The 19,439-nt window shown below is 72.4% G+C and carries 12 protein-coding genes; 3 read left to right on the forward strand and 9 right to left on the reverse strand.

Annotated elements, in window-relative coordinates:
* Positions 1 to 26: 26 nt before the first annotated feature.
* The 5 genes from ABKA17_RS29785 to ABKA17_RS29805 form a co-directional block, all read right to left on the reverse strand.
* Entirely contained in the window at positions 27 to 635 is a 609-nt protein-coding gene (locus ABKA17_RS29785) for a GTP-binding protein (RefSeq protein WP_353695384.1), read from the reverse strand.
* Positions 616 to 4,233, reverse strand: coding sequence for a hydantoinase B/oxoprolinase family protein (locus tag ABKA17_RS29790; protein ID WP_353695385.1), 3,618 nt, complete (start codon positions 4,231 to 4,233; stop codon positions 616 to 618). The genes ABKA17_RS29785 and ABKA17_RS29790 overlap by 20 nt, the downstream gene beginning before the upstream one ends.
* 219 nt (positions 4,234 to 4,452) lie before the next feature.
* On the reverse strand, positions 4,453 to 4,848 hold the full coding sequence (locus ABKA17_RS29795; protein WP_353695386.1) for a DUF742 domain-containing protein: 396 nt from the start codon (positions 4,846 to 4,848) through the stop codon (positions 4,453 to 4,455).
* Positions 4,849 to 4,857: 9 nt separating this feature from the next.
* On the reverse strand, positions 4,858 to 5,292 hold the full coding sequence (locus ABKA17_RS29800; protein WP_353695387.1) for a roadblock/LC7 domain-containing protein: 435 nt from the start codon (positions 5,290 to 5,292) through the stop codon (positions 4,858 to 4,860).
* Positions 5,289 to 8,213, reverse strand: a complete 2,925-nt coding sequence (locus tag ABKA17_RS29805) for a nitrate- and nitrite sensing domain-containing protein (RefSeq protein WP_353695388.1) — start codon at positions 8,211 to 8,213, stop codon at positions 5,289 to 5,291. The genes ABKA17_RS29800 and ABKA17_RS29805 overlap by 4 nt, the downstream gene beginning before the upstream one ends.
* Before the next feature lie 418 nt (positions 8,214 to 8,631).
* Here ABKA17_RS29805 and ABKA17_RS29810 point away from each other — a divergent pair, with 418 nt between their 5' ends.
* Complete coding sequence (locus ABKA17_RS29810) at positions 8,632 to 9,180, forward strand: hypothetical protein (protein ID WP_353695389.1); 549 nt, start codon at positions 8,632 to 8,634, stop codon at positions 9,178 to 9,180.
* Positions 9,181 to 9,278: 98 nt separating this feature from the next.
* Here ABKA17_RS29810 and ABKA17_RS29815 read toward each other — a convergent pair whose 3' ends face one another.
* The 4 genes from ABKA17_RS29815 to ABKA17_RS29830 all read right to left on the reverse strand — a co-directional run bounded on the left by ABKA17_RS29815 (position 9,279) and on the right by ABKA17_RS29830 (position 17,164).
* Entirely contained in the window at positions 9,279 to 13,895 is a 4,617-nt protein-coding gene (locus tag ABKA17_RS29815) for a hypothetical protein (RefSeq protein ID WP_353695390.1), read from the reverse strand.
* A 37-nt stretch (positions 13,896 to 13,932) separates the two neighbouring features.
* Entirely contained in the window at positions 13,933 to 14,805 is an 873-nt protein-coding gene (locus ABKA17_RS29820; protein WP_353695391.1) for a hypothetical protein, read from the reverse strand.
* 31 nt (positions 14,806 to 14,836) lie between these two features.
* Entirely contained in the window at positions 14,837 to 16,363 is a 1,527-nt protein-coding gene (locus tag ABKA17_RS29825; RefSeq protein ID WP_353695392.1) for a hypothetical protein, read from the reverse strand.
* A 105-nt stretch (positions 16,364 to 16,468) separates the two neighbouring features.
* Positions 16,469 to 17,164, reverse strand: coding sequence for a GntR family transcriptional regulator (locus ABKA17_RS29830; RefSeq protein ID WP_353695393.1), 696 nt, complete (start codon positions 17,162 to 17,164; stop codon positions 16,469 to 16,471).
* 130 nt (positions 17,165 to 17,294) lie between these two features.
* On the opposite strand from ABKA17_RS29830, the gene ABKA17_RS29835 reads away from it, so the two are divergent.
* The gene (locus ABKA17_RS29835) at positions 17,295 to 18,590 is read left to right on the forward strand and encodes an MFS transporter (RefSeq protein ID WP_353695394.1); all 1,296 of its coding nucleotides are present in this window, start codon (positions 17,295 to 17,297) and stop codon (positions 18,588 to 18,590) included.
* A complete protein-coding gene (locus tag ABKA17_RS29840) occupies positions 18,587 to 19,408 on the forward strand; it encodes a putative hydro-lyase (RefSeq protein WP_353695395.1) in 822 nt (273 codons plus the stop codon). Before ABKA17_RS29835 ends, ABKA17_RS29840 begins: the two co-directional genes overlap by 4 nt.
* The last annotated feature ends 31 nt before the right edge of the window (positions 19,409 to 19,439 follow it).

Genomic DNA, 19,439 nt, shown 5'->3' on the forward strand with positions numbered 1-19,439 from the left:
GCGGGGGTACGGGCCGTGCCCTCGCGTCAGCTCTTGACGACGGCCCGGCGGCGCTGTGCCGCGTAGTCCATCGCGTGCCGGACCACGCCGACGAGGACGTCCTTGACCGACTCGCGCTCTCGGGCGTCGCACAGCAGGAGCGGCACGTCCTCGTCCAGGTCGAGCGCCTGGCGGACGTCCTCGACGGGGTAACGGGCCGATCCCTCGAAGCAGTTGACGCCCACGACGAACGGGATGGAGCGCCGCTCGAAGTAGTCCACGGCGGCGAAGCAGTCCTCCAGACGGCGGGTGTCGGCGAGCACGACGGCGCCGAGCGCGCCCTCGGACAGCTCGTCCCACATGAACCAGAACCGCTCCTGGCCGGGCGTGCCGAAGAGGTACAGCACGAGGTCCTCGCGGAGCGTGATGCGGCCGAAGTCCATGGCCACGGTGGTGGTGCTCTTGCCCTCCACGCCCCGTAGGTCGTCGACCGGGCGCCCTGCCTCGGTGAGCAGTTCCTCGGTACGCAGTGGCCTGATCTCGCTGACCGCGCCCACGAGCGTGGTCTTGCCCACGCCGAAGCCGCCGGCCACGAGGATCTTGAACGTGACAGGCTCGACCGGGGGCTTGCCGCGCTCAGAACGCCCGAAGATCATCGGTCTCTTCTCCTGCTGGGTGGGGGTGGGGCGACGGTGGGCCGTAGCCTCCGCCGCCGGGGGTTTCGATGACGAGTACGTCGTCGGGGCCGACGTCGGCCGCGTCGCTGCCGCCGAGTTCGGTGACCGTGCCGTCCGCGCGCTCCACGCGGTTGGCGCCCGGCGCACCGGGTGCGCCGCCCGCCATGCCGTACGGCGGGACCCGGCGGTGCTGGGAGAGCGTGGAGACGGTCATGGGCTCCAGGAACCGGATGCGGCGCACCGCACCGTCCCCGCCCCGCCATTGTCCTGCGCCGCCGCTGTCGTGCCGTACGGCGAACTCGTCGAGGCGGACCGGCAGTCGCCACTCCAGGATCTCGGGGTCGGTGAGCCGCGAGTTGGTCATATGGGTCTGGACGACGGGCGCGCCGGGGAAGCCGTCACCGGCGCCGGACCCGGAGGCGACGGTCTCGTAGTACTGGTGGCGGGCGTTGCCGAAGGTGACGTTGTTCATGGTCCCGGAGCCCTCGGCCTGGACGCCGAGCGCGGCGTAGAGGGCGCCGGTGATGGCCTGCGAGGTCTCGACGTTCCCGGCGACGACGGCGGCCGGCGGTTCCGGCGCCAGCATCGAGCCCGGCGGCACGACGATCCTCAGAGGGCGCAGACAGCCGTCGTTGAGGGGGATGTCGTCGGCGACGAGGGTCCGGAAGACGTACAGGACCGCCGCGTTGACCACCGCGAACGGGGCGTTGAAGTTGCTGTCCAGCTGGCCCGAGGTACCGGTGAAGTCGATGGTCGCGGAGCGGCTCTCGCGGTCCACGCGCACGCGTACCCGGATGACGGCACCGGAGTCGGTCTCGTAGGCGTACTCGCCCTCGTCGAGGGTGTCGATGACCCGGCGTACCGCTTCCTCGGCGTTGTCCTGGACGTGCTTCATGTACGCCTGGACGACGTCGAGGCCGAAGTTCTCGATCATGCGGGCGACCTCGTCGACGCCCTTCTGGTTGGCGGCGATCTGGGCGCGCAGGTCGGCGAGGTTGGTGCCGGGGTTGCGGGACGGGTGAGGGGCCTCGGTGAGCAGCCGGAAGGTCTCTTCTTCGCGGAAGCGGCCGTTCTCGGCGAGCAGCCAGTTGTCGAAGAGGATGCCCTCCTCGTCGATGGTGCGGCTGTTCGCGGGCATGGAGCCGGGGGCGATGCCGCCGATCTCCGCGTGGTGGCCGCGGGAGGCGACGTGGAAGAGGATCTCGTCACCCTCCGTGTTGAAGACCGGGGTGATCACCGTGACGTCGGGCAGGTGGGTGCCGCCGTGGTACGGGTCGTTGACGGCGTAGGTGTCCCCCGGCCGCATGCCGGTGCCGCGCCGCCGGATGACCTCCTTGACGCTGGTGCCCATCGAGCCCAGGTGGACGGGGATGTGCGGGGCGTTGGCCACCAGGTTTCCGTCCGGGTCGAAGAGGGCGCAGGAGAAGTCCAGGCGTTCCTTGATGTTGACGGACTGGGCCGTGGACTCCAGGCGGGCGCCCATCTGTTCGGCGATGGACATGAAGAGGTTGTTGAAGACCTCGAGCAGAACCGGATCGGCTTTTGTGTCGAGATCGGAACTCTCTGTAATCGCCGTGCGTTCCATGACCAGATGCCCGTCGTCCCGCGCCACGGCCTGCCAGCCGTCGTCGACGACGGTCGTCGCACTGGCCTCGGTGACGATCGCGGGGCCGGTGACGGTCTCGCCGGGGGGCAGGTCCTCGCGGCGGTGGAGGGGTACGTCGCGCCAGGCGCCGCCGGTGTGGAGGCGGACGGTTCCGGGGGTGGCGGAGCGGCCTTGGTACGGGGTCAGGGCCGAGAGATCGGGGGGTTGTGTGATGCCGGTGGCTTCGACGGAGAGGGCCTCGACGACGATCGGGCGGTCGAGGGTGAAGGAGTACGTGGCGCGATGACGTGTCTCGAAGACGCGCCGCATCTCGTCGGGCTCGCTCAGTTCGACGGTGAGGGTGGTGTCGGTGCCGTCGTAGCGGAGTTGGGCGCGGCGGGTGGTCCGGATGCGGTCCTCGGGGACGTCCTCGGCGAGGAGTTCGGCGCGGGCGGCGCTCTCCAGGTCGTCGGCGGTCTTGCGGACGCCCGCCATCGCGGCGGTCTCCAGGGGCGCTTCGACGGACTGTTCGCGCATGGCGGTGGTGTCGGCGAGGCCGATGCCGAGGGCGGACAGGACTCCGGCCATGGGCGGTACGAGGACGGTGCGGATGCCGAGCGAGTCGGCGACCATGCACGCGTGCTGCCCACCCGCACCGCCGAAGGTGGTGAGGGCGTAGCGGGTGACGTCGTGGCCCTTCTGGACGGAGATCCGCTTCACGGCGTTGGCGATGTTGGCGACCGCGATCTGGAGGTAGCCCTCGGCGACCTGTTCGGGGGTGCGGTCGTCGCCGGTCCGCTCGCGGATCTCACGCGTGAGGGCTGCGAAGCGGTCGCGGACGAGGTCGGCGTCGAGGGGCTGGTCGCCTACGGGACCGAACACCGCCGGGAAATGAGCGGGTTGGATGCGGCCGAGCATGACGTTGGCGTCGGTGACGGCCAGCGGGCCGCCGCCGCGGTAGCAGGCGGGACCCGGATCCGCGCCCGCCGAGTCCGGCCCTACACGGTAGCGGGAGCCGTCGAAGTGCAGGACCGAGCCGCCACCGGCCGCCACGGTGTGGATGTCGAGCATGGGGGCACGCAACCGGACGCCGGCGATCTGAGTGGTGAAGACGCGTTCGTACTCGCCGGCGAAGTGGGAGACGTCGGTCGAGGTGCCGCCCATGTCGAAGCCGATGACGCGGTCGAAGCCTGCCAGCTGCGACATGCGGGCCATGCCGACGATGCCGCCGGCCGGCCCGGACAGGACGGCGTCCTTGCCGCGGAACTGCCCGGCCTCGGCGAGACCGCCGTTGGACTGCATGAACATCAGCCGCACACCGTGGAGTTCGTCGGCCACGTGCCGGACGTAGCGGCGCAGCACGGGCGAGAGGTAGGCGTCGACGACGGCGGTGTCCCCGCGCGGGACGAGCTTCATCAGGGGGCTGACCTCACTGGACAGCGAGACCTGCGGAAAGCCGATCCGGGCGGCCAGTCGCCCGACGGCCTGTTCGTGGGCGGGGTGGAGGTGGCTGTGCATGCAGACGACGGAGACGGCACGGATCCCGTCGTCGTACGCCTCCTGGAGCGCGCCGGTGAGGGCGTCCAGGTCGGGGGCGCGCAGGACAGTGCCGTCAGCGGCGAGGCGCTCGTCGACCTCCACGACCCGCTCGTACAGCAGCTCGGGGAGCTCGATGCGGCGGGCGAAGATGTGGGGGCGGTTCTGGTAGGCGATGCGCAGGGCGTCGCGGAAGCCACGGGTGACGATCAGGAGGGTGCGCTCGCCCTTGCGTTCCAGGAGGGCGTTGGTGGCGACGGTGGTGCCCATACGGACGGCCTCGACGGGGTCGCGGGAGCCGTCCAGCAGTTCACGGACACCGGTGACGGCCGCGTCGGCGTAGCGGGGGTTCTCGGAGAGCAGTTTGTGCGTGAGCAGTCGGCCGTCCGGGCGGCGCGCGACGATGTCCGTGAAGGTGCCGCCCCGGTCGACCCAGAACTGCCAGCCTGTCGTCACGTCCGTCTCCCCGATCGCGCTGTTCGGCACCGTATCCGCAGAGTGGCGACCGACCGTCTGCGGATGGTCGTCGACGATCAGTCAGATCATATCGGGAGTGCCGGTGCGACGCCCGGTCCGCTCGGCCGGGAGCCGGGCGCCCGACCGCGTCCCCCGGGGCCGTCCGTGAGCGGCTCACGGCGCCGTGGGAACGGCCGCGTCGATGGGTGGAGCACCGGGTCAGAGCGCGCGGAGGCCGTTGATCACATCACGCAGGATGCTCTCGTCCGGCAGCTCGGCCGGCGGCACAGGCCGGTTCACATGGACGAACTCCGCGTCCACGAGGTCGCCCACGAGGACGCGCACCACACCGATGGGCAGGTCGAGTTCGGAGGACAGCTCGGCGACCGACTGCGGGCCCTCACGGCACAGGTCGACGATGTCCACGTGCTCCGGGGAGAGCGTGTGGTCGCCTTCCGCGTCGTCCGCCTGGACCTCCGCGACGACCACCGCGATGAGGTCGAGCCGGTGCTGGGCCGCACTGGTGGTGCGGCCACGCGTCATGGCGTACGGACGGACGACCGGTCCGGCCTCGTCGTCGAACCAGTGGCTTCTTCCCTGACCGTCTGTGCTCATGTCATCCCACTACCCGCCCTGAGGCAGATCGGTGCGTGGAGCGGAGGCCAGATGTGCACCGACCCGCTTCACGAGGAGCGTCATCTCGTACGCGACCAGGCCGACATCGGAGTCCGCGTCCGAGAGGACCGCCAGGCAGCTGCCGTCGCCGGCGGCCGTCACGAACAGGAAGGCGTCGTCGAGCTCGACGACCGTCTGCCGGACGTTGCCCGCCTCGAAGTGGCGGCCCACGCCCTTGGCGAGGCTGTGGAAGCCGGAGGCGACGGCGGCCAGGTGCTCGCCGTCCTCGCGGGTCAGGTCCTTGGACACCCCTGTCGCCAGCCCGTCGCCGGACAGCACGACGGCCTTGCGGATGCTTGCGACGCGGTCGACCAGGTCGTCCAGGAGCCAGTTGAGCTCGCCGGAGTTGTTCGTGGTGTGGCCGGTCGCCTTCGGTGCGGTCATCGACCGTCCCCCTTAGTTCCTCGTGGTGCTGTGCCGCTCTGGGTGTCTTCGCCCGCGGCGTCGTTCTCGGCACGACCGCGCTGCCAGCCTCGCTGGAGCGATGCCATACGGCTGCGTACCTGGTCGGCGTCCCGCTCCTCGACCCCCGTGGTCTCGTCGCTGCGGCGCTCGGCGGGGCTCTGCTTCAGTTGCGGGGCCAGGTTGGCCTGGCGCACGCGCCGGGGCAGCGGGGCGCTGCCGGAGCCGGTGCCCGGCACGGCGGCGCCGCGTCCGGTCCGCTGGGGCGTGAGGTCGGCGTCGGCCTCCGGAGACACGTGCCGGGCGCCCACGCGCTCCACCGAGGTGCCGGAGCCGCTCGGCTGGGGCTCGAGGCCGCCAGGACTCGTCCGGGAGGGCTCACCCGCGCCGCTCGACGCGATCTCGGCACGCCGGGTGCGCCGGGGCAGGGCGGGGGCGCCGGGCGTCGGCCCGCCGAGTTCAGGGGCCGCGGTCGTCGGGGCCTCGGCGTGCCGCTCGTCCAGACGGTCGGCGACACCGGTGGCGCGGCGCTGTGGACCGGTCGCGCGCCTGCGGGCCGGCAGCGGAGGCGGGCCTTGGGAGAGCGACCGGCCGGGACCCGCCGGGGTCTCCTCGTCGGCCTCCTCCCGATGTCCGGTCACCGGGCGGCCGTGCGAGCTGACGAGCTTCGGGGCGTGGCGGCGGGCCAGCGGGACCGGGGCGTTCAGGTCGCTCTCGTCGCCCGCGCGAGCTTCCTCGCCCGGTGTCTCGTCCGCGCGGACCAGGGAGCGGCGCGGGCGGAACAGTCCGCCGCGTTCGCCGTCCTCGTCGTCGAGCGCGCCGGGGAAGTCGTCGATGGCGTCCAGGTCGACGGGCGCCTCAAGCTCCACCGGACCGTCCAGGAGTCCCCCGGGCAGACCGGGCAGCTGCACCGGCACGTGGGCCAGCTGGGCCCGGCGGGCCTCCTCCAGCTCGGCCTCCTTGGAGGGCTGGGGGCGGTCCAGGCGGAAGCCGATGCCGTTGGTGTCCGGGATGTCGTCCGTCAGCAGGGTGTTCGGGATGAACACCACGGCTGTCGTACCGCCGTACGGCGACGGCTGGAGCGAGACGCGGACGTTCTGCCGCTGGGCCAGCCGGCTGACCACGAACAGGCCCAGCCGGTCGGTGTCGGACAGCTCGAACTCCGGTGTCTCGGCGAGCCGGAGGTTGGCGTCCAGAAGGGCGTCGGCCGCCATGCCGAGACCGCGGTCGTGGATCTCCAGGGTGAAGCCGTTGGCGACGCGCTCGCCGAGCACCTGGACGGCGGTGTGCGGGGGCGAGAACACCGTGGCGTTCTCCAGGAGTTCGGCCACGAGGTGGGTGAGGTCCGCCACGGCCGGGCCGGTGACGGCGACCCGGGGCAGGCGACGGACCTCGATGCGCTCGTAGTCCTCGACCTCGGCGACGGCGGCGCGCACGACGTCCATGAGCTGGACGGGCTTGCGCCACTGCCGGGAGGGGGCGGCGCCGGAGAGGATCACCAGGCCCTCGGCGTGCCGGCGCATACGGGTGGTCAGGTGGTCGAGGCGGAACAGGTCGGCGAGTTCGTCGGTGTCCTCGGTCCGGCGCTCCATGGTGTCGAGCAGGGTGAGCTGCTTGTGCAGCAGAACCTGGCTGCGGCGGGCGAGGTTGACGAAGACCTCGGAGACGCCGGCGCGCAGTTCGGCCTGTTTGACGGCGGCCTCGACGGCGGCGCGCTGGAGGGTGTTGAGGGCCTGGCCGACCTCACCCATCTCGTTCCTGTCGTACTCCAGGCGCGGGACCTCGGTCTCGACGTCGACCTGTTCACCTGCGGACAGCCGGCGCATGACGCTGGGGAGTCGTACGCCGGACGCCTCGTGGGCCTCCAGGCGCAGCTGCCGCAGGTCGCGGATGAGCCCGCGGCCCACGCGCACGGAGAGGAAGATCGAGAAGAGCAGGGCGAGCAGACCGAGGACACCCGCGACGGCCGCCCTGACGATGACGTCGATCGCGACCGGCTGGACCCGGTCCTGATAGCGGTCGCCCGCTTGGTCGTTGAGTTCGGCGAGTTCGTCGAGCACGCTGGCCGCGGTGGCGTCCCAGCTCTTGGCGTTGATGAAACGGGGCGCGCCGGGATCGGAGTTGACCACGATCTTCTCGGCGGAGCGCAGGGACGCGGTGGAGGCGTTCTTCCAGAACCGGTCGTAGCGCTCGCGCTCCGCCGCGGGCAGCACCGGCAGGCTGACGTCGTACAGCACGGTGCGCTGGGCGATCAGGTCGGAGACCTCGCGGATCTCGTCATGGGTGAGCTTGCCGACGACGAGGGCGGAGCCGAGCAGGGCGTCCTCGCGGGAGAGCAGTTCGCGGGCGCGGGTGATGTTCACCAGGGCCCGGGCCTGCTTGTCCATCTCCACGCTGTCCACCCCGTCGAGGGAGGCCAGCAGGGCGTAGCAGGGGTCCACGAGGCGGTTGTAGCGCTCGAGGGCCTGGGACCGGTTCACGGCGCCTTCCTCGACGCTGCGGCGCAGTGAGTCCACGCCGTCGAAGGCGTCCAGGACGGCCGTCAGGCGTTCCTCGTCGTCCTGGTCCATCCCGTCGCGGACGTCGGGGTCCTTGGCGTTGTCACGGACCTTGGCGATGGCGTCGTCGGTGCCGGTGCGGGTCTCGCGGAGCGCGGCGAGCGCGTCCGAGGCCCGCGGGTCGGCGAGGTAGACGAGGGTCTGACGGCGTTCCTGCTGGAGGACACGGACCGTGTCCTCGGTCGGATAGCCGAGGTCCTCGACGACCGTCGACACATGGAACAGCTGGGCGACCGCCCGTCCCGTGAGTACCGTGGCGAAGCCCCAGATCGCTGCGAGGGAAACCAGCGGCACGAGAAGCAGCGCCACGATCTTCCGGCGGATCGACTTCCCGCGAAAGCGCATGGCCTCCCCCAGCTCGACCCCCGCCGTCCGGGGGTACACATGTACGTCAACAAACGGCGCGAGCCTACTACCGTCGCACAGTTAACTCGAAGACCCGTCCGGAGGCCGAACTTCCGCACCGGCGGAGCGAGATGGGGAGTTGTCCGGGCATTGCGGGAGATTGCCTCCCCGAACACGCCACTACGGCTCTTGCGGATCCGGCTGGTTCGACCGGCCAGTTGGCCAGAATTTTTCGTTTCTTGGGAATCTTCGAAGCGTCTTGTTCGTCCTACTCTTCGGGAAATGGGGGCGGAATCGGCCACACGTGCCGCATCCCGCAACCGGGCGGCGTAAAACAGCGCAAGCCGGGCAGCCACTGGGGAGCCGTGTCTTCGGGCACGGGGCGAGCGGTCAGCCGGCGGTGGGGAGTGACACGTTGATGGGCACGGCGGAGCGGAGCGAGGCGCCCGCGGACGGCGCTGCGGCGCACCTGACGGCGCGGCAGGGTCCCGAGGCACTGGATCGCGACATTCCAGAGCACGGAAGCGGGAAGGAGTCCGGGACCGCTGAGCAGGCCACGCCGGAAGAGGAGCCGTACTACCGGCAGTTGTGGATCGAGGAGGCCGCGCCGCGGCGCCGGATGCCCGATCCGGTGCGCAGATCGGCGGTGCGGGCGGTGCTGATCATCGCCGTGACGCTGGTCCAGGCGATGGTGGCGTTCCTGTGCACGTTGGCCGGATCCTGGCTGGCGTTCCCGATGGTCCTCAGCAGCGTGGCGAGCACCGTGCTGGCGACCTGGGGCGCCCTGGACATCTGGGTCACCCGTCAGGTGTGGAACCAGCGCAACGGCGTCGTGTCGGCCCCGAGCAGCACCGCCCGGGCCCTGCGGCGCGAGCGGCGCAAGGCCCGACGTCAGGCGCGGGCCCTGGAGCGGACCCAGGGGCGGATACGTCGACAGGGTCGCGCGGGACGGCTGTCGCACTCCTGACGGGCCCTGAGAGGGGCGGGCAGGCACTCCCCTCTCAGGCCCCGGTCCTTTTCAGGCCGGTGGTCTTCTCAGGCCGGTCTCAGGCCTGCAAGCCCCCGTCAGGAAGCGGGCGTCGGGCGCTTGAACATCCGGGTCGCCGTGATCTCGCTGTGCCCCGATTCCTCGGACTGGGCCTGCTGGGGCAGTCCCGGGCGCAGGTGCTCCTCCACGCTGATGTACTTCAGGCCCGCCCTGAGGTCGGCGTCGTTGCGCAACCTGATGACCAGCGGGAACTCGGCGAGCGCGGTCGTGTCGAACAGGCCGGTGGTGTACAGGAGTTGCACGCCCAGGGCATCCGACACCGCGCGCTGGAGCTCCAGCAGGTACGTCGCGTTGGCACGTCCGATGGGGTTGTCCAGGAACAGCGTGCCCGCGTGCCGGTGCTTGTCGCGGCCCCGGTCGTTCGAGCGCAGCGCGGCCATGGTGCAGTACAGCGCGATGGCGGCCGTGAGCAGCTGACCACCGGAGAACACGTCACCCATCTGCCCGACCGGCACCCGCTCGGCCCGCAGCACGGCGTCCGGCTTGAGGATCTCGACCGCGATGCCCTTGGGCTGCAAGGCCGCCCCGACTCCACGCAGCAGCAGGGACATGCCGTCCCGCCGGAGGTCGGAGTTCTTCTTCACCGCCGCCCGGGTCGCCTCGTCGATGACCTCGCCGAGCCGCTCGGTCAGCGTCGCCTGGTCGGGCTCCTCGAAGCGGATCCGCAGGAACTCCTGCCCGGACCACTCGCCGAGGCCCTCCGGCAGCCGGGACAGCCGCTGAGCGGACCGCAGGGTGGCCAGCGCCGACTCCACGAGCCCACGCAACCGGTCCACGATCGAGTCCCGGTTCCGCTCCAGCTGCGCCAACTCGTCGGTCAGGACCCGCAGTCGGGGCGCGAAGGCGTCCGCCCACTTCTGGGCGTGCTCCGGCAGCGCGGACGCCGGCAGCTCGCGGATCTGCTGGCGCGCGGGGGTGCGGACCTGCTCGTAGCGCGTGGAGTTGGCATGGCGTACGAGGACATCGCTCGCCTCGCGCACGGCGCTCTCGGCGGCGGACAGGTCGGCGGCGCAGCCGCGCAGCGACCGGCGGGCCTCGGCGGCGGACTGCCGGGCCTCCTCCGGGCTGCCCGGGTACGGCTCCGACTCCTCCTGCTCCTCGTCCGGGGCGTGCTCGCGCAGCAGGTCGCGGAGCATCGCGGCGATCTCGTCGAAGCCCCCGGCCGCGTCCTCGGCGGCGCGGTGGGCCTCCAGGAGCTCGGCATGCGCCTCCCTGGCCTGTGTCAACGCCTCGGTGCGGGAGGCGAGTTCGGCGCTCGCCGTGCGCAGCAGCGCCTGCGCGTGCTCGGCGTCGCGGGGCTCCAGCTCCTCGGTCAGCTCGGTGTGTGCCGCACCGTCCTCGGGCGCGTGCCGCTCGGCCTCGCCGCGCAGCCGGCCGAGCTGCTCGCTCGCGCTGGACATCCGTGTCTCCAGGAGCTGCACCAGCTCCTCCGCGCGGGCCGCGGCGGCCTGCCGGGACGGTCCGTCGGAGCCGTCGGGCGACTGGAGCAGCTGCTCCGCGCGCGTGCGGACCTTGTTGCTCAGCCGGTCCAGCTCGGCCAGGGCCGCACTGGACTCGCTCTCCGCCCGAGCCTGTTCGGCCCGCAGGTCGGCGCCGACACCGACCTTCTCGTACAGCTGGGAAGCGGCCCGGTAGGCCTCCCGCAGGGCGGGCAGTGACGCCCTGGGGTCGTCGGTGTCGCTCTCCGGTACGTCGTCGGGGGCGCCCGCGATCTCGGAGCGCTCGGCTCGCAGCGCACGCGCGGTGCGGCGGGCGTCGTCGGCGGCGCGCTGGGCGGCACGCCGGTCCTCGTCGGCGGCGCGGGCGCGCTCCAGACAGGTCTGGGCGCGGGCCTCCGACTCGGTGGCCTCGTCGGCGAGTTCACGCAGCTTGACCTGCCAGCCGGCCCGCTCCCGCAGCCGGAAGGCGAGCCCGGCGAGGGCGTCGGCGGCGCGCCGCGCCTTCTGTGCGGCCTCCTGCCGCTCGTCGCGTACCTGCGCGGCCTCGGCGGCGGCCTCGTCGGCCTCGGCCCGCACGGTGCGCGCCTCGGCCAGCTCGGCCTCCGACTCCTCGGCGAACGCGCGTGTGTCGTGGGCGCTCTGCGCGAGCTCCACCAGCCGCCCGGCCGGACAGCCGGTGCGCCAGGAGGCGAGCCGGGCGGCCAGTTCGCGGTCCTTGCCGAGCCGGGCCGCGAGCGACCGGATCTCCTCGTCGCGCTCGGTCGCCCGGGCCCGCAGCGCCTGCCGTTCCTCGTCGGCGGCGTGCTCGTCGTGCATGGCCGGGTTCGGCGGTACGAGGAAGACGGCCTCGCTGCCGGCGTCGGTGGCCGGAGTCGGGGCGAGCAGGGCGGCGGCCGTGCCGACGGCCACGGCGGACCGCGGCAGCAGCGCCGCCTCGTTGAGCGCCGCGCGGGCCCGGGCATGGGTGTCGGGGTCGGTGATGATCACGCCGTCGACCAGCTCGGGCCGGGCGGCCAGCACGCGCGCGTGGTCGGCGGGGTCGACGGCCTGGGCGAGATAGCGCCAACCGGGGAGCGCCGGGATGCCGTGCTCGCCGAGGAACTCCACGGTGGCCAGCACGTCCGGGCCGGGCGGCAGCAGTCCGCCGTCGCCCAGGGCGCCGAGGATGCGGGAGTCGTCGGCGGCGGCGGTGCGCAGCTCGAAGAGGTGGCGTTCGGCGGACGAGACGGCGTCGTCGAGCAGCTCGCGCAACTCGTCGGCGAACCGGTCGAGTTCCTCGGGGGTGAGCCCTGCGGGGCCGCTGTCGTCCGTGTCGTGGCGGGGCTGCGGGACCACCTGGCGGGTGTCGTTGCCGGTCAGGCTCAGCACCTCGGCCAGCCGCGGCTCCGCCGCCAGCCCCTCGGCGAGCCGCTTCTCCGCCTCGTAGGACCGCTCGGCCGCCGTGGCCGCGTCCGCGGCGCGCGCCGCCGTGAGCTCGGCGCGGGACTCCGCGGAGCCCGCCTCGCGCGCGTGCTCGGCGGCGCGGCGTGAGGCCTCCCGTGCGGTGTCCCAGGCGGCGACGGCGGTCTTCTCGGCGTCGCTGGCGGCCAGCGCGGCTCGCGCCGGGTCGGCGTCGGGCGCGCTGTCGTCGAGCCAGCCGGCCCGCACGGCCTCGGCGGTCTCCTGCTCGACCTCGGTGAGCCGCTGGCGCAGATGCCCGACCTCGCTGCGGGCACGCTGCGCCTCGGTCGCCGCGGCGGTGGAGTCCCGGTACGCGGCCTCGCCGGTCTCCTGGAGGGCTGCGGACCGCTCCTCCTCCTCGTTGGCGAGGGTCTCGGCGCTCTCCGCGGCCGCGTGCAGGGCCCGTACGAGATCGACGGCGGCCCTGGCGCGGGCGGCCAGCGCGGGGGCGGCGTCCCGCTCGGCCTCCTGGATCGCGGCGGACACGCGCGTGACGCGGTCGGTGGCGGCGCGGTGCCGCAGTACGGCTTCCGCGGCCTGCCAGGCCGAGTGCAGCGTACGGGCGTCGGCGAGCTCGCGTTTCTGCGCGGCGGCGGACTTCTCGGCGGCGGCGAGCGCCAACGAGGCGTGCCGGAAGGCGAGTTCGGCGGCGATCAGCGCACTGCGCTCCCGGGCGCCCTCGGCGTGCGTGACCGCGTACGCGGCGGCGGTGACCCGCTGGGCGAGGTCCGCGGCCCGTACCCGCTCCACGGCGCCGCGCGCGGAGAGTCGGCGGGCCAGGGTCCGGGTGCGGCGTTCGGCGCCGGCGTGGATGTCACGTGCACGCGCGCGTGCCTCGGCGGCCTCGACGATCCGGCCGAGCAGGTCGACCGAGCCGGCCGTGAAGTCCCGCTCGGCGATCAGTTCGGCGCGCCGCCCCAGCTTGTTGCCGAAGCCGCTCACCAGGTCGGCGAGTCCGTCGGTGTCCCGGGTGTCGGTCACGGCGCGCAGCAGCAGGTCGGTGAAGTCGGAGTCCTTCTTGACCGCGAAGAGACCGGCGGCCTCGCCCTCGTCCGCGTTCATCTCCCGCTGATAGCGGAAGAGTTCGGGGTCCAGGCCCAGGTCGCCGAGGTGCTCGATCCACCGGTCGTGGATCTCCTCCCAGTGCACCTCCAGGTGCGGATACGCCTTGCCCGCCTCGGTGATGGCGTCCCGGAAGCCCTTCATGGTGCGCCGGCGCCCCTGCGCCCCGGACGCCCCCTCGACGACCGGTCGTACGGCGGTGGACTCGGCGACGGGCAGGTTGTCCAGGGACAGTCCGGGCCCGGGCCGGAAGGAGTACCAGGCCTCGGCGAACTTCCGCGGGTCGTTGGAGACCTGCCGGCCCCGCCACTCGCTGACCTTGCCGACGACGACGCACTCGCCGGTCAGCGTGTGCTGCCACTCCAGTGCGACATGCCCGCAGTCGTCGGCGAGCAGGAACTTCCGCAGCACACCGGAGCTGGCGCCGCCGAGGGTGTTGCGATGGCCCGGCAGCATGACGGAGAAGATCAGCTTCAGCAGTACGGACTTGCCGCCGCCGTTCTCCAGGAAGAGCACGCCGGCGGGCGCCGGGCGGCGCGGCGGACCGACCGGCTCCGCAGCGAAGAACTCCGCCTGGGTGGGTGCGGGGTCGGGCACTTCCGCGCCGACGCCGCGCAGGTCAAGCACGGTGTCGGCGTAGCGCGCACCGGCGGGACCGATGGAGTAGAGGCGGACCCGGGACAGCTCGTACATGGCGGACTCTCGTAAGTCTTCGGCAGGTGGGGGGAGTTCAGGAGTGGAACGGCAGCCCGGCTTCGGCCACCAGCTCCTCGGTGTCCTCGGCGGGCAGCAGCGTCGGCGTGCCGTCGGTGACCGGGACGACGCCCAGTTCGAGGAGTTCGGCCATGGCGGCGCTGCCGGCCATGTCCCGCACCTGGAGCTGGTAGCGGGCCGTCGTCCGGTACGTGCCGCCGTTGTCGTCGCCGGTGCGCTGGAGGAAGCCGGAGTCGGTGAGGAAGGCCACGGCCTTGCCGATGATGCCGGTCGTGGAGCCCGCGAGTCTGCGCGCGTCCTTGGTCGCCCCGGTCGCGCTGCGCCGCACCCAGATCCGCCAGGCGGCCTCGAGCCCGGGCGCGTCGGTGGCGGGGTCGGTGTTCTCACCCAGTTCGTCGGCCCGCTCCTCCAGCCGCCGGCAGGCCTGGCGAACGAAGGCGTCGACGCCGTTGACGCTCACGCGTCCGATGTAGCCGTCGTCGGCGAGGTCCTCGGGGCGCGGGAACGCCATGGCGGCGACGGCGAGATGGGCCAGTCCGTGCAGGAAGCGGTCCCCGCCGTCGGCGGACGTCCGGCGTGCGTAGTCGCCCATCCGGACGGCGAACACCGAGTCCTCGGCGGCGGTCACGGCCATGCCCGCGCGGGGGGAGACCTCCAGCACGACCAGCCCGAGCCCGGCGGCCACGGCGTCGGCGAGCCGGGCGAACGGCGGGTCCTCCCGGTAGCGGCGGAGCAGTTCGGTGTACTCCTGGTCGCGCGCGGGCTGGAGCTTGGGCTGCAGTCCGAAGGCGACGAGCCGCGCCGCGTCGGCGGCGTCGGCGGGCGTGACGGCGGCGGAGACCGGCGCGGGTCCGGCTTCCGGCTCGCTCCACTCGACGTGCTCGGTCACGGTCGTTCTCCCTGCTGCGCTGTCGCTCGGCTCATGCCGCCTCCGTCCTGTCCGCCGCCATCCCGGCCGCGTCCAGCAGCGCCGTGCCCACGATCAGGTCGGCACCGCCGAACTCGGGATCGTCCAGCTCGGTCCCGTCGTCCACGGCGAACAACAGCTTCTCCTCGCCCTGCCGATAGGCGGTCCCCACCGCCGGGCTGGCCGCGTGCACCGCCAGCAGCGCCACCAGATACGGCAGCTCGGGATCCTGTCGGCGAGCGTCCGTGAGCAGCCCCGACAGTCGCCGCGGCGCGTCCGCGGGCAGGTCGAGCAGGACCATCGCGGCCGCCAACTGCTCCTCGCTGAACCGGCTGTCGTCCGGCGTGGCGATGAGGTCCGGGTCGGGCATCTCCGCGCCCAGGTGCTCACGCTCCACCGGCGGCGTCAGCAGTATGTCGACCAGGTCGCCGACCCGCACCGACACCGGTGTGCGCAGTCCGGTGCCGCGCGCGAAGAAGGCGTCGGTGACCCGGACCGCCTGCTCCAGGGGGAGCGGCAGGGCGGGCGCGACCAGGTGCCCGTAGAGGTCTATCCCCGACGTCGTCATGGGTGTGGCGAAGGCCTGCCGGTCCTGTTCGGCGCGGAACAGAGGTCCCGCCTCCAGCAGCCGGGACTGCAACTGGGTGTGCCGGCGGATGCAGTCCTTGACGATGTCGACGAGTTCGGCGGCCCGGCGCTTCTGCTCGGGGTCCTCGGACTCGTCCCGCGCCTTGCGGATGTTGGTGAGGATCGCGTTCTCGTGGCGGTAGCGGTCGGCGACGTGGTCGAGCGCTTCGGTGATCATGTCGGGGACGGCGTTGAGCCAGTCCACCGCCCGGACGTTGCGCCGGGTGGCGTCCAGGGCGCGGCGCAGCGTCTCCGAGTACTGCACGGTCCGGTAGCGGGCCTGCTCGGCGGCGAGTTGGGCGTCGGCGAGGCGGCCGCGGCTGATCAGCACCTCCAGCTTGACCTCGGCGGCGATCTGGGCGCTGGTGACGTCGGTGTCGAGGGCGCCGACGAGGACATTGACCGCCTCGTCCGTCGTACGGAGGTACACGGACCCGCCGGGGCCGGGCACCTCCTCGATCAGCTTGAAGTCGTAGTCCCGCCGGACGTACGTCCCGTCCGTCGCGAACGTGCCGTACACGGCCCGGAAGCCGCGGTCCACGCTGCCGACGTTGATCAGGTTCTCCAGGACCCAGCGGGCCACCCGCTCGTGCTCGGCGACGGGCCGCTGCGGGGCCTGGGCCGCGATGCGCGGGATGAGGCGGGCGACTATCTGGTCGTGGTCTGCGCCGGTGTCGAAGTCCATGTTCAGTGTGACCAGGTCGATGGCGGAGAGGGCGACCTCCGCCATGCCGTACACCGAGTACTCGCCGGCGAGGTTGGCCTTGCGGGCGTCGAGATCGTGCAGCGGCGCGGTGCACGCGAGCGCGCGCAGCCGACGCGCCAGCCCCTCGTCGGCGGCCGGGCCCGGTGCGGGGCGCGGCCCCGCGCTGAGCTGGGGCGGAACACTGTCCGTCGTTGCAGGCGAAGTCACGGTGCACAGACTAGGCCCTCGGTCTGACAACGGCCGAAACGCCGCAGAAGCGACCCCTCGTCGCCGATTCCACGCGCCTTCCACTACACCGGGGCGGTCGGCACGCTAGCCGTCCTCGCCGACCCTTCGCCGATACACCTCGACCACGCGTTCGAGGGAGTCGTCGAGGTAGGTCGCGAGCAGCTTCTCGGCCTCGGCCCTGTCGCCCGCCTGAAGTGCCTGGAGGATCTGCTGGTTGCGCGCGAGGTAGGGCTCGTGGAGCCGGCGGGGGTCGTCCACGACATGGAAGGCGAGGCGGAGCTCGGCGAAGACGCTGCGCATCAGCTCGTCCGTGCGCTCGCTCCCCGAGAGCGCGACCAGTTCCCGGTGGAAGTGGATGTTGGCGGTGCCCAGCGCTTTCCAGTCACCTTCGCGCACCGCCCGCTGCCCGGCGGCGACGGCCTCGGCGAGCCCCTCCCCGTCGTAGGGCGGCTCGCCCAGCCCGCGCACGACGGCGCACTCGACGAGGCGGCGGGTGCGGTAGATGTCCTCGACGTCCTCCACCGTCAGGACCCGGACGAAGACGCCCCGGTTGAGCTCGTGGACGAGCAGACGTTCATGGGTGAGCAGGCGGAACGCCTCCCGCAGGGTGTTGCGGGACACCCCGAGCGCGCCTCCGATGCTGTCCTCCGACAGCCGGGTGCCGGGTGGGAAGTAGCCCTCGGCGATACGGCTTCTGAGGATGTCCGAGACGCGTTCCGCCGTGCTGGTGCGGCCCAGGAGGGCACGATCGTCGGCCAGGCCGGTCAGCTGCTCTGCCATGCCCGGAATTCAACCGCAGACACGAGAACGAAACAACACGCCTATTGAAGGATCGTTCAACGATCCTCTACCTTGCTTCTCACCGCACGGCTCAGTCCCGCACCCTCCGTCCTCCCACTGCGAGGTGCACATGAGCACGACTCCCCCGACACAAGCCGCGACCGCTCACCCCGCGACGACCGAACGCCCCGCCGAAGACGGGGCGTTGGGCTGGTTCCGCGCTCTCGGTCCGCGCGGCCGCCGCGCCTTCGCCGGCGCGTTCGGCGGCTACGCCCTCGATTCGTACGACTACTTCACGCTGCCTCTGAGCATGGTCGCGCTGGCCGCCTACTTCGGCCTCGACAGCGGCCAGACCGGCCTCTTCACCACCGTCACGCTGCTGGCCTCCGGGCTCGGCGGCGCCCTCGCCGGCGTGCTGGCCGACCGGGTCGGCCGGGTCCGGGCCCTGATGATCACGGTGATCACCTACGCGGTCTTCACGGTGGCCTGCGGCTTCGCGCCGAACTTCGAGTCGCTGCTGGTCTTCCGCGCCCTCCAGGGGATCGGCTTCGGCGGCGAGTGGGCGGTCGGCGCGATCCTGGTCGCCGAGTACGCGAGCGCGAAGCACCGGGGCCGCACGCTCGGGGCGATCCAGAGCTCCTGGGCCGTGGGCTGGGGCCTGGCCGTCATCGTGTACACGCTGGTCTTCTCGGTCTTCGACGACGGCACGGCCTGGCGCGTGATGTTCTGGACGGGCGCGCTCCCCGCGCTGCTCGTCGTCTGGATGCGCCGCCGGGTGCAGGACGCGCCCGAGGCCATCGCGGTCCGCGAGAAGAGCGCGGGACAGACCTCGTTCACGGCGATCTTCAAGCCCGGTCTGCTGCGTACGACGATCTTCGCGGGCCTGCTCTCCACGGGCGTCCAGGGCGGCTACTACACCCTCGCCACCTGGGTGCCGACGTATCTGAAGAGCGATCGCGGCCTGTCGGTCGTCGGCACCGGCGGCTATCTGACGTTCCTGATCTCCGGCGCCTTCCTCGGCTACCTGACCGGCGGCTATCTCACCGACCGCCTCGGCCGCCGCCGCAACATCTGGCTCTTCGCGCTCCTGTCGGCCCTCTGCATCCTGGCGTACGGCAACATCCCGGAGGGCTCCAACACCCTGCTCCTCGTGCTCGGCTTCCCGCTCGGGTTCTGCATGTCGGCGATCTTCAGCGGCTTCGGCTCCTTCCTGGCCGAGCTGTACCCGACGGCGGTACGCGGCACCGGACAGGGCTTCACGTACAACGCCGGACGCGCCGTGGGCGCCGTCTTCCCGACCACGGTCGGCTTCCTGGCCGACAGCTGGGGCGTGGGCGGTGCGCTGGTCTTCGGCGCGATCGGATACGGCATCGCCGCGCTGGCCCTGCTCGGCCTGCCGGAGACCCGTGGCAAGGAGCTGGTGTGAACCGGACCGAGGACCGCCCCCTGACCCTTGTCGACGAGCACGCGCACGCGTGGAGCCCACAGGACGCCCGGACCCGCTTCCGCGCGGGTCTGACCGGCCCCACCGCCGGGGTCGCGGCCGGCCACACCCAGGTCAACCTGATCTCGGTGCCCGCCGACTGGGCGTACGACATGCTGCTGTTCTGCCAGCGCAACCCGAAGCCCTGCCCGGTGCTGGACGTCACGGACGCCGGTTCCGTGACGACCGTCCTGGCCGACGGCGCCGACCTGCGCACCGACCTGCCGCGCTACCGCGTGTGGCAGGACGGCGAGCTGGTGGACGAGCCGACCGATGTCCGCGCGCACTGGCGCGAGGATCTGGTGTCGTTCCTGATCGGGTGCAGCTTCACGTTCGAGTGGGCGCTGGCCGAGGCGGGCGTCCCGATCCGGCACCTGGAGCAGGGGCGCAACGTCCCGATGTACGAGACCAGCTGGCAGTGCCGGCCGGCGGGACGGCTGCACGGCCCGATGGTGGTGTCGATGCGTCCGGTGCCGCCCGAGCACCTGTCGGCGGCGATCCGGGAGAGCAGCCTGCTCCCGGCGGTGCACGGCGGCCCCGTACACTGCGGCGACCCGTCGACCCTCGGCATCGATGACCTCGATCGCCCCGACTTCGGGGACCCGGTGGACGTCGCGCCGGACGACATCCCGGTGTTCTGGGCCTGCGGAGTGACCCCGCAGGCCGCGGTGACGGCCTCGCGCCCGCCGTTCGCCATCACGCACGCGCCCGGCCAGATGTTCCTCACCGACGCCCGCGACCAGCAGTACCGAGTGGCCTGAGAAGCGGCCCGACAAGGAGACTCGGAACTTC

The organism is Streptomyces sp. RG80, assembly GCF_040446465.1.
In the GTDB taxonomy this organism is placed as follows: Bacteria; Actinomycetota; Actinomycetes; order Streptomycetales; family Streptomycetaceae; genus Streptomyces.

Coding starts and splice junctions, on each gene's coding strand:
- ABKA17_RS29785 (WP_353695384.1), bottom strand. CDS start 635: ATGATCTTCGGGCGTTCTGAGCGCGGCAAGCCCCCGGTCGAGCCTGTC.
- ABKA17_RS29795 (WP_353695386.1), bottom strand. CDS start 4,848: ATGAGCACAGACGGTCAGGGAAGAAGCCACTGGTTCGACGACGAGGCC.
- ABKA17_RS29800 (WP_353695387.1), bottom strand. CDS start 5,292: ATGACCGCACCGAAGGCGACCGGCCACACCACGAACAACTCCGGCGAG.
- ABKA17_RS29805 (WP_353695388.1), bottom strand. CDS start 8,213: ATGCGCTTTCGCGGGAAGTCGATCCGCCGGAAGATCGTGGCGCTGCTT.
- ABKA17_RS29810 (WP_353695389.1), top strand. CDS start 8,632: ATGGGCACGGCGGAGCGGAGCGAGGCGCCCGCGGACGGCGCTGCGGCG.
- ABKA17_RS29815 (WP_353695390.1), bottom strand. CDS start 13,895: ATGTACGAGCTGTCCCGGGTCCGCCTCTACTCCATCGGTCCCGCCGGT.
- ABKA17_RS29830 (WP_353695393.1), bottom strand. CDS start 17,164: ATGGCAGAGCAGCTGACCGGCCTGGCCGACGATCGTGCCCTCCTGGGC.
- ABKA17_RS29835 (WP_353695394.1), top strand. CDS start 17,295: ATGAGCACGACTCCCCCGACACAAGCCGCGACCGCTCACCCCGCGACG.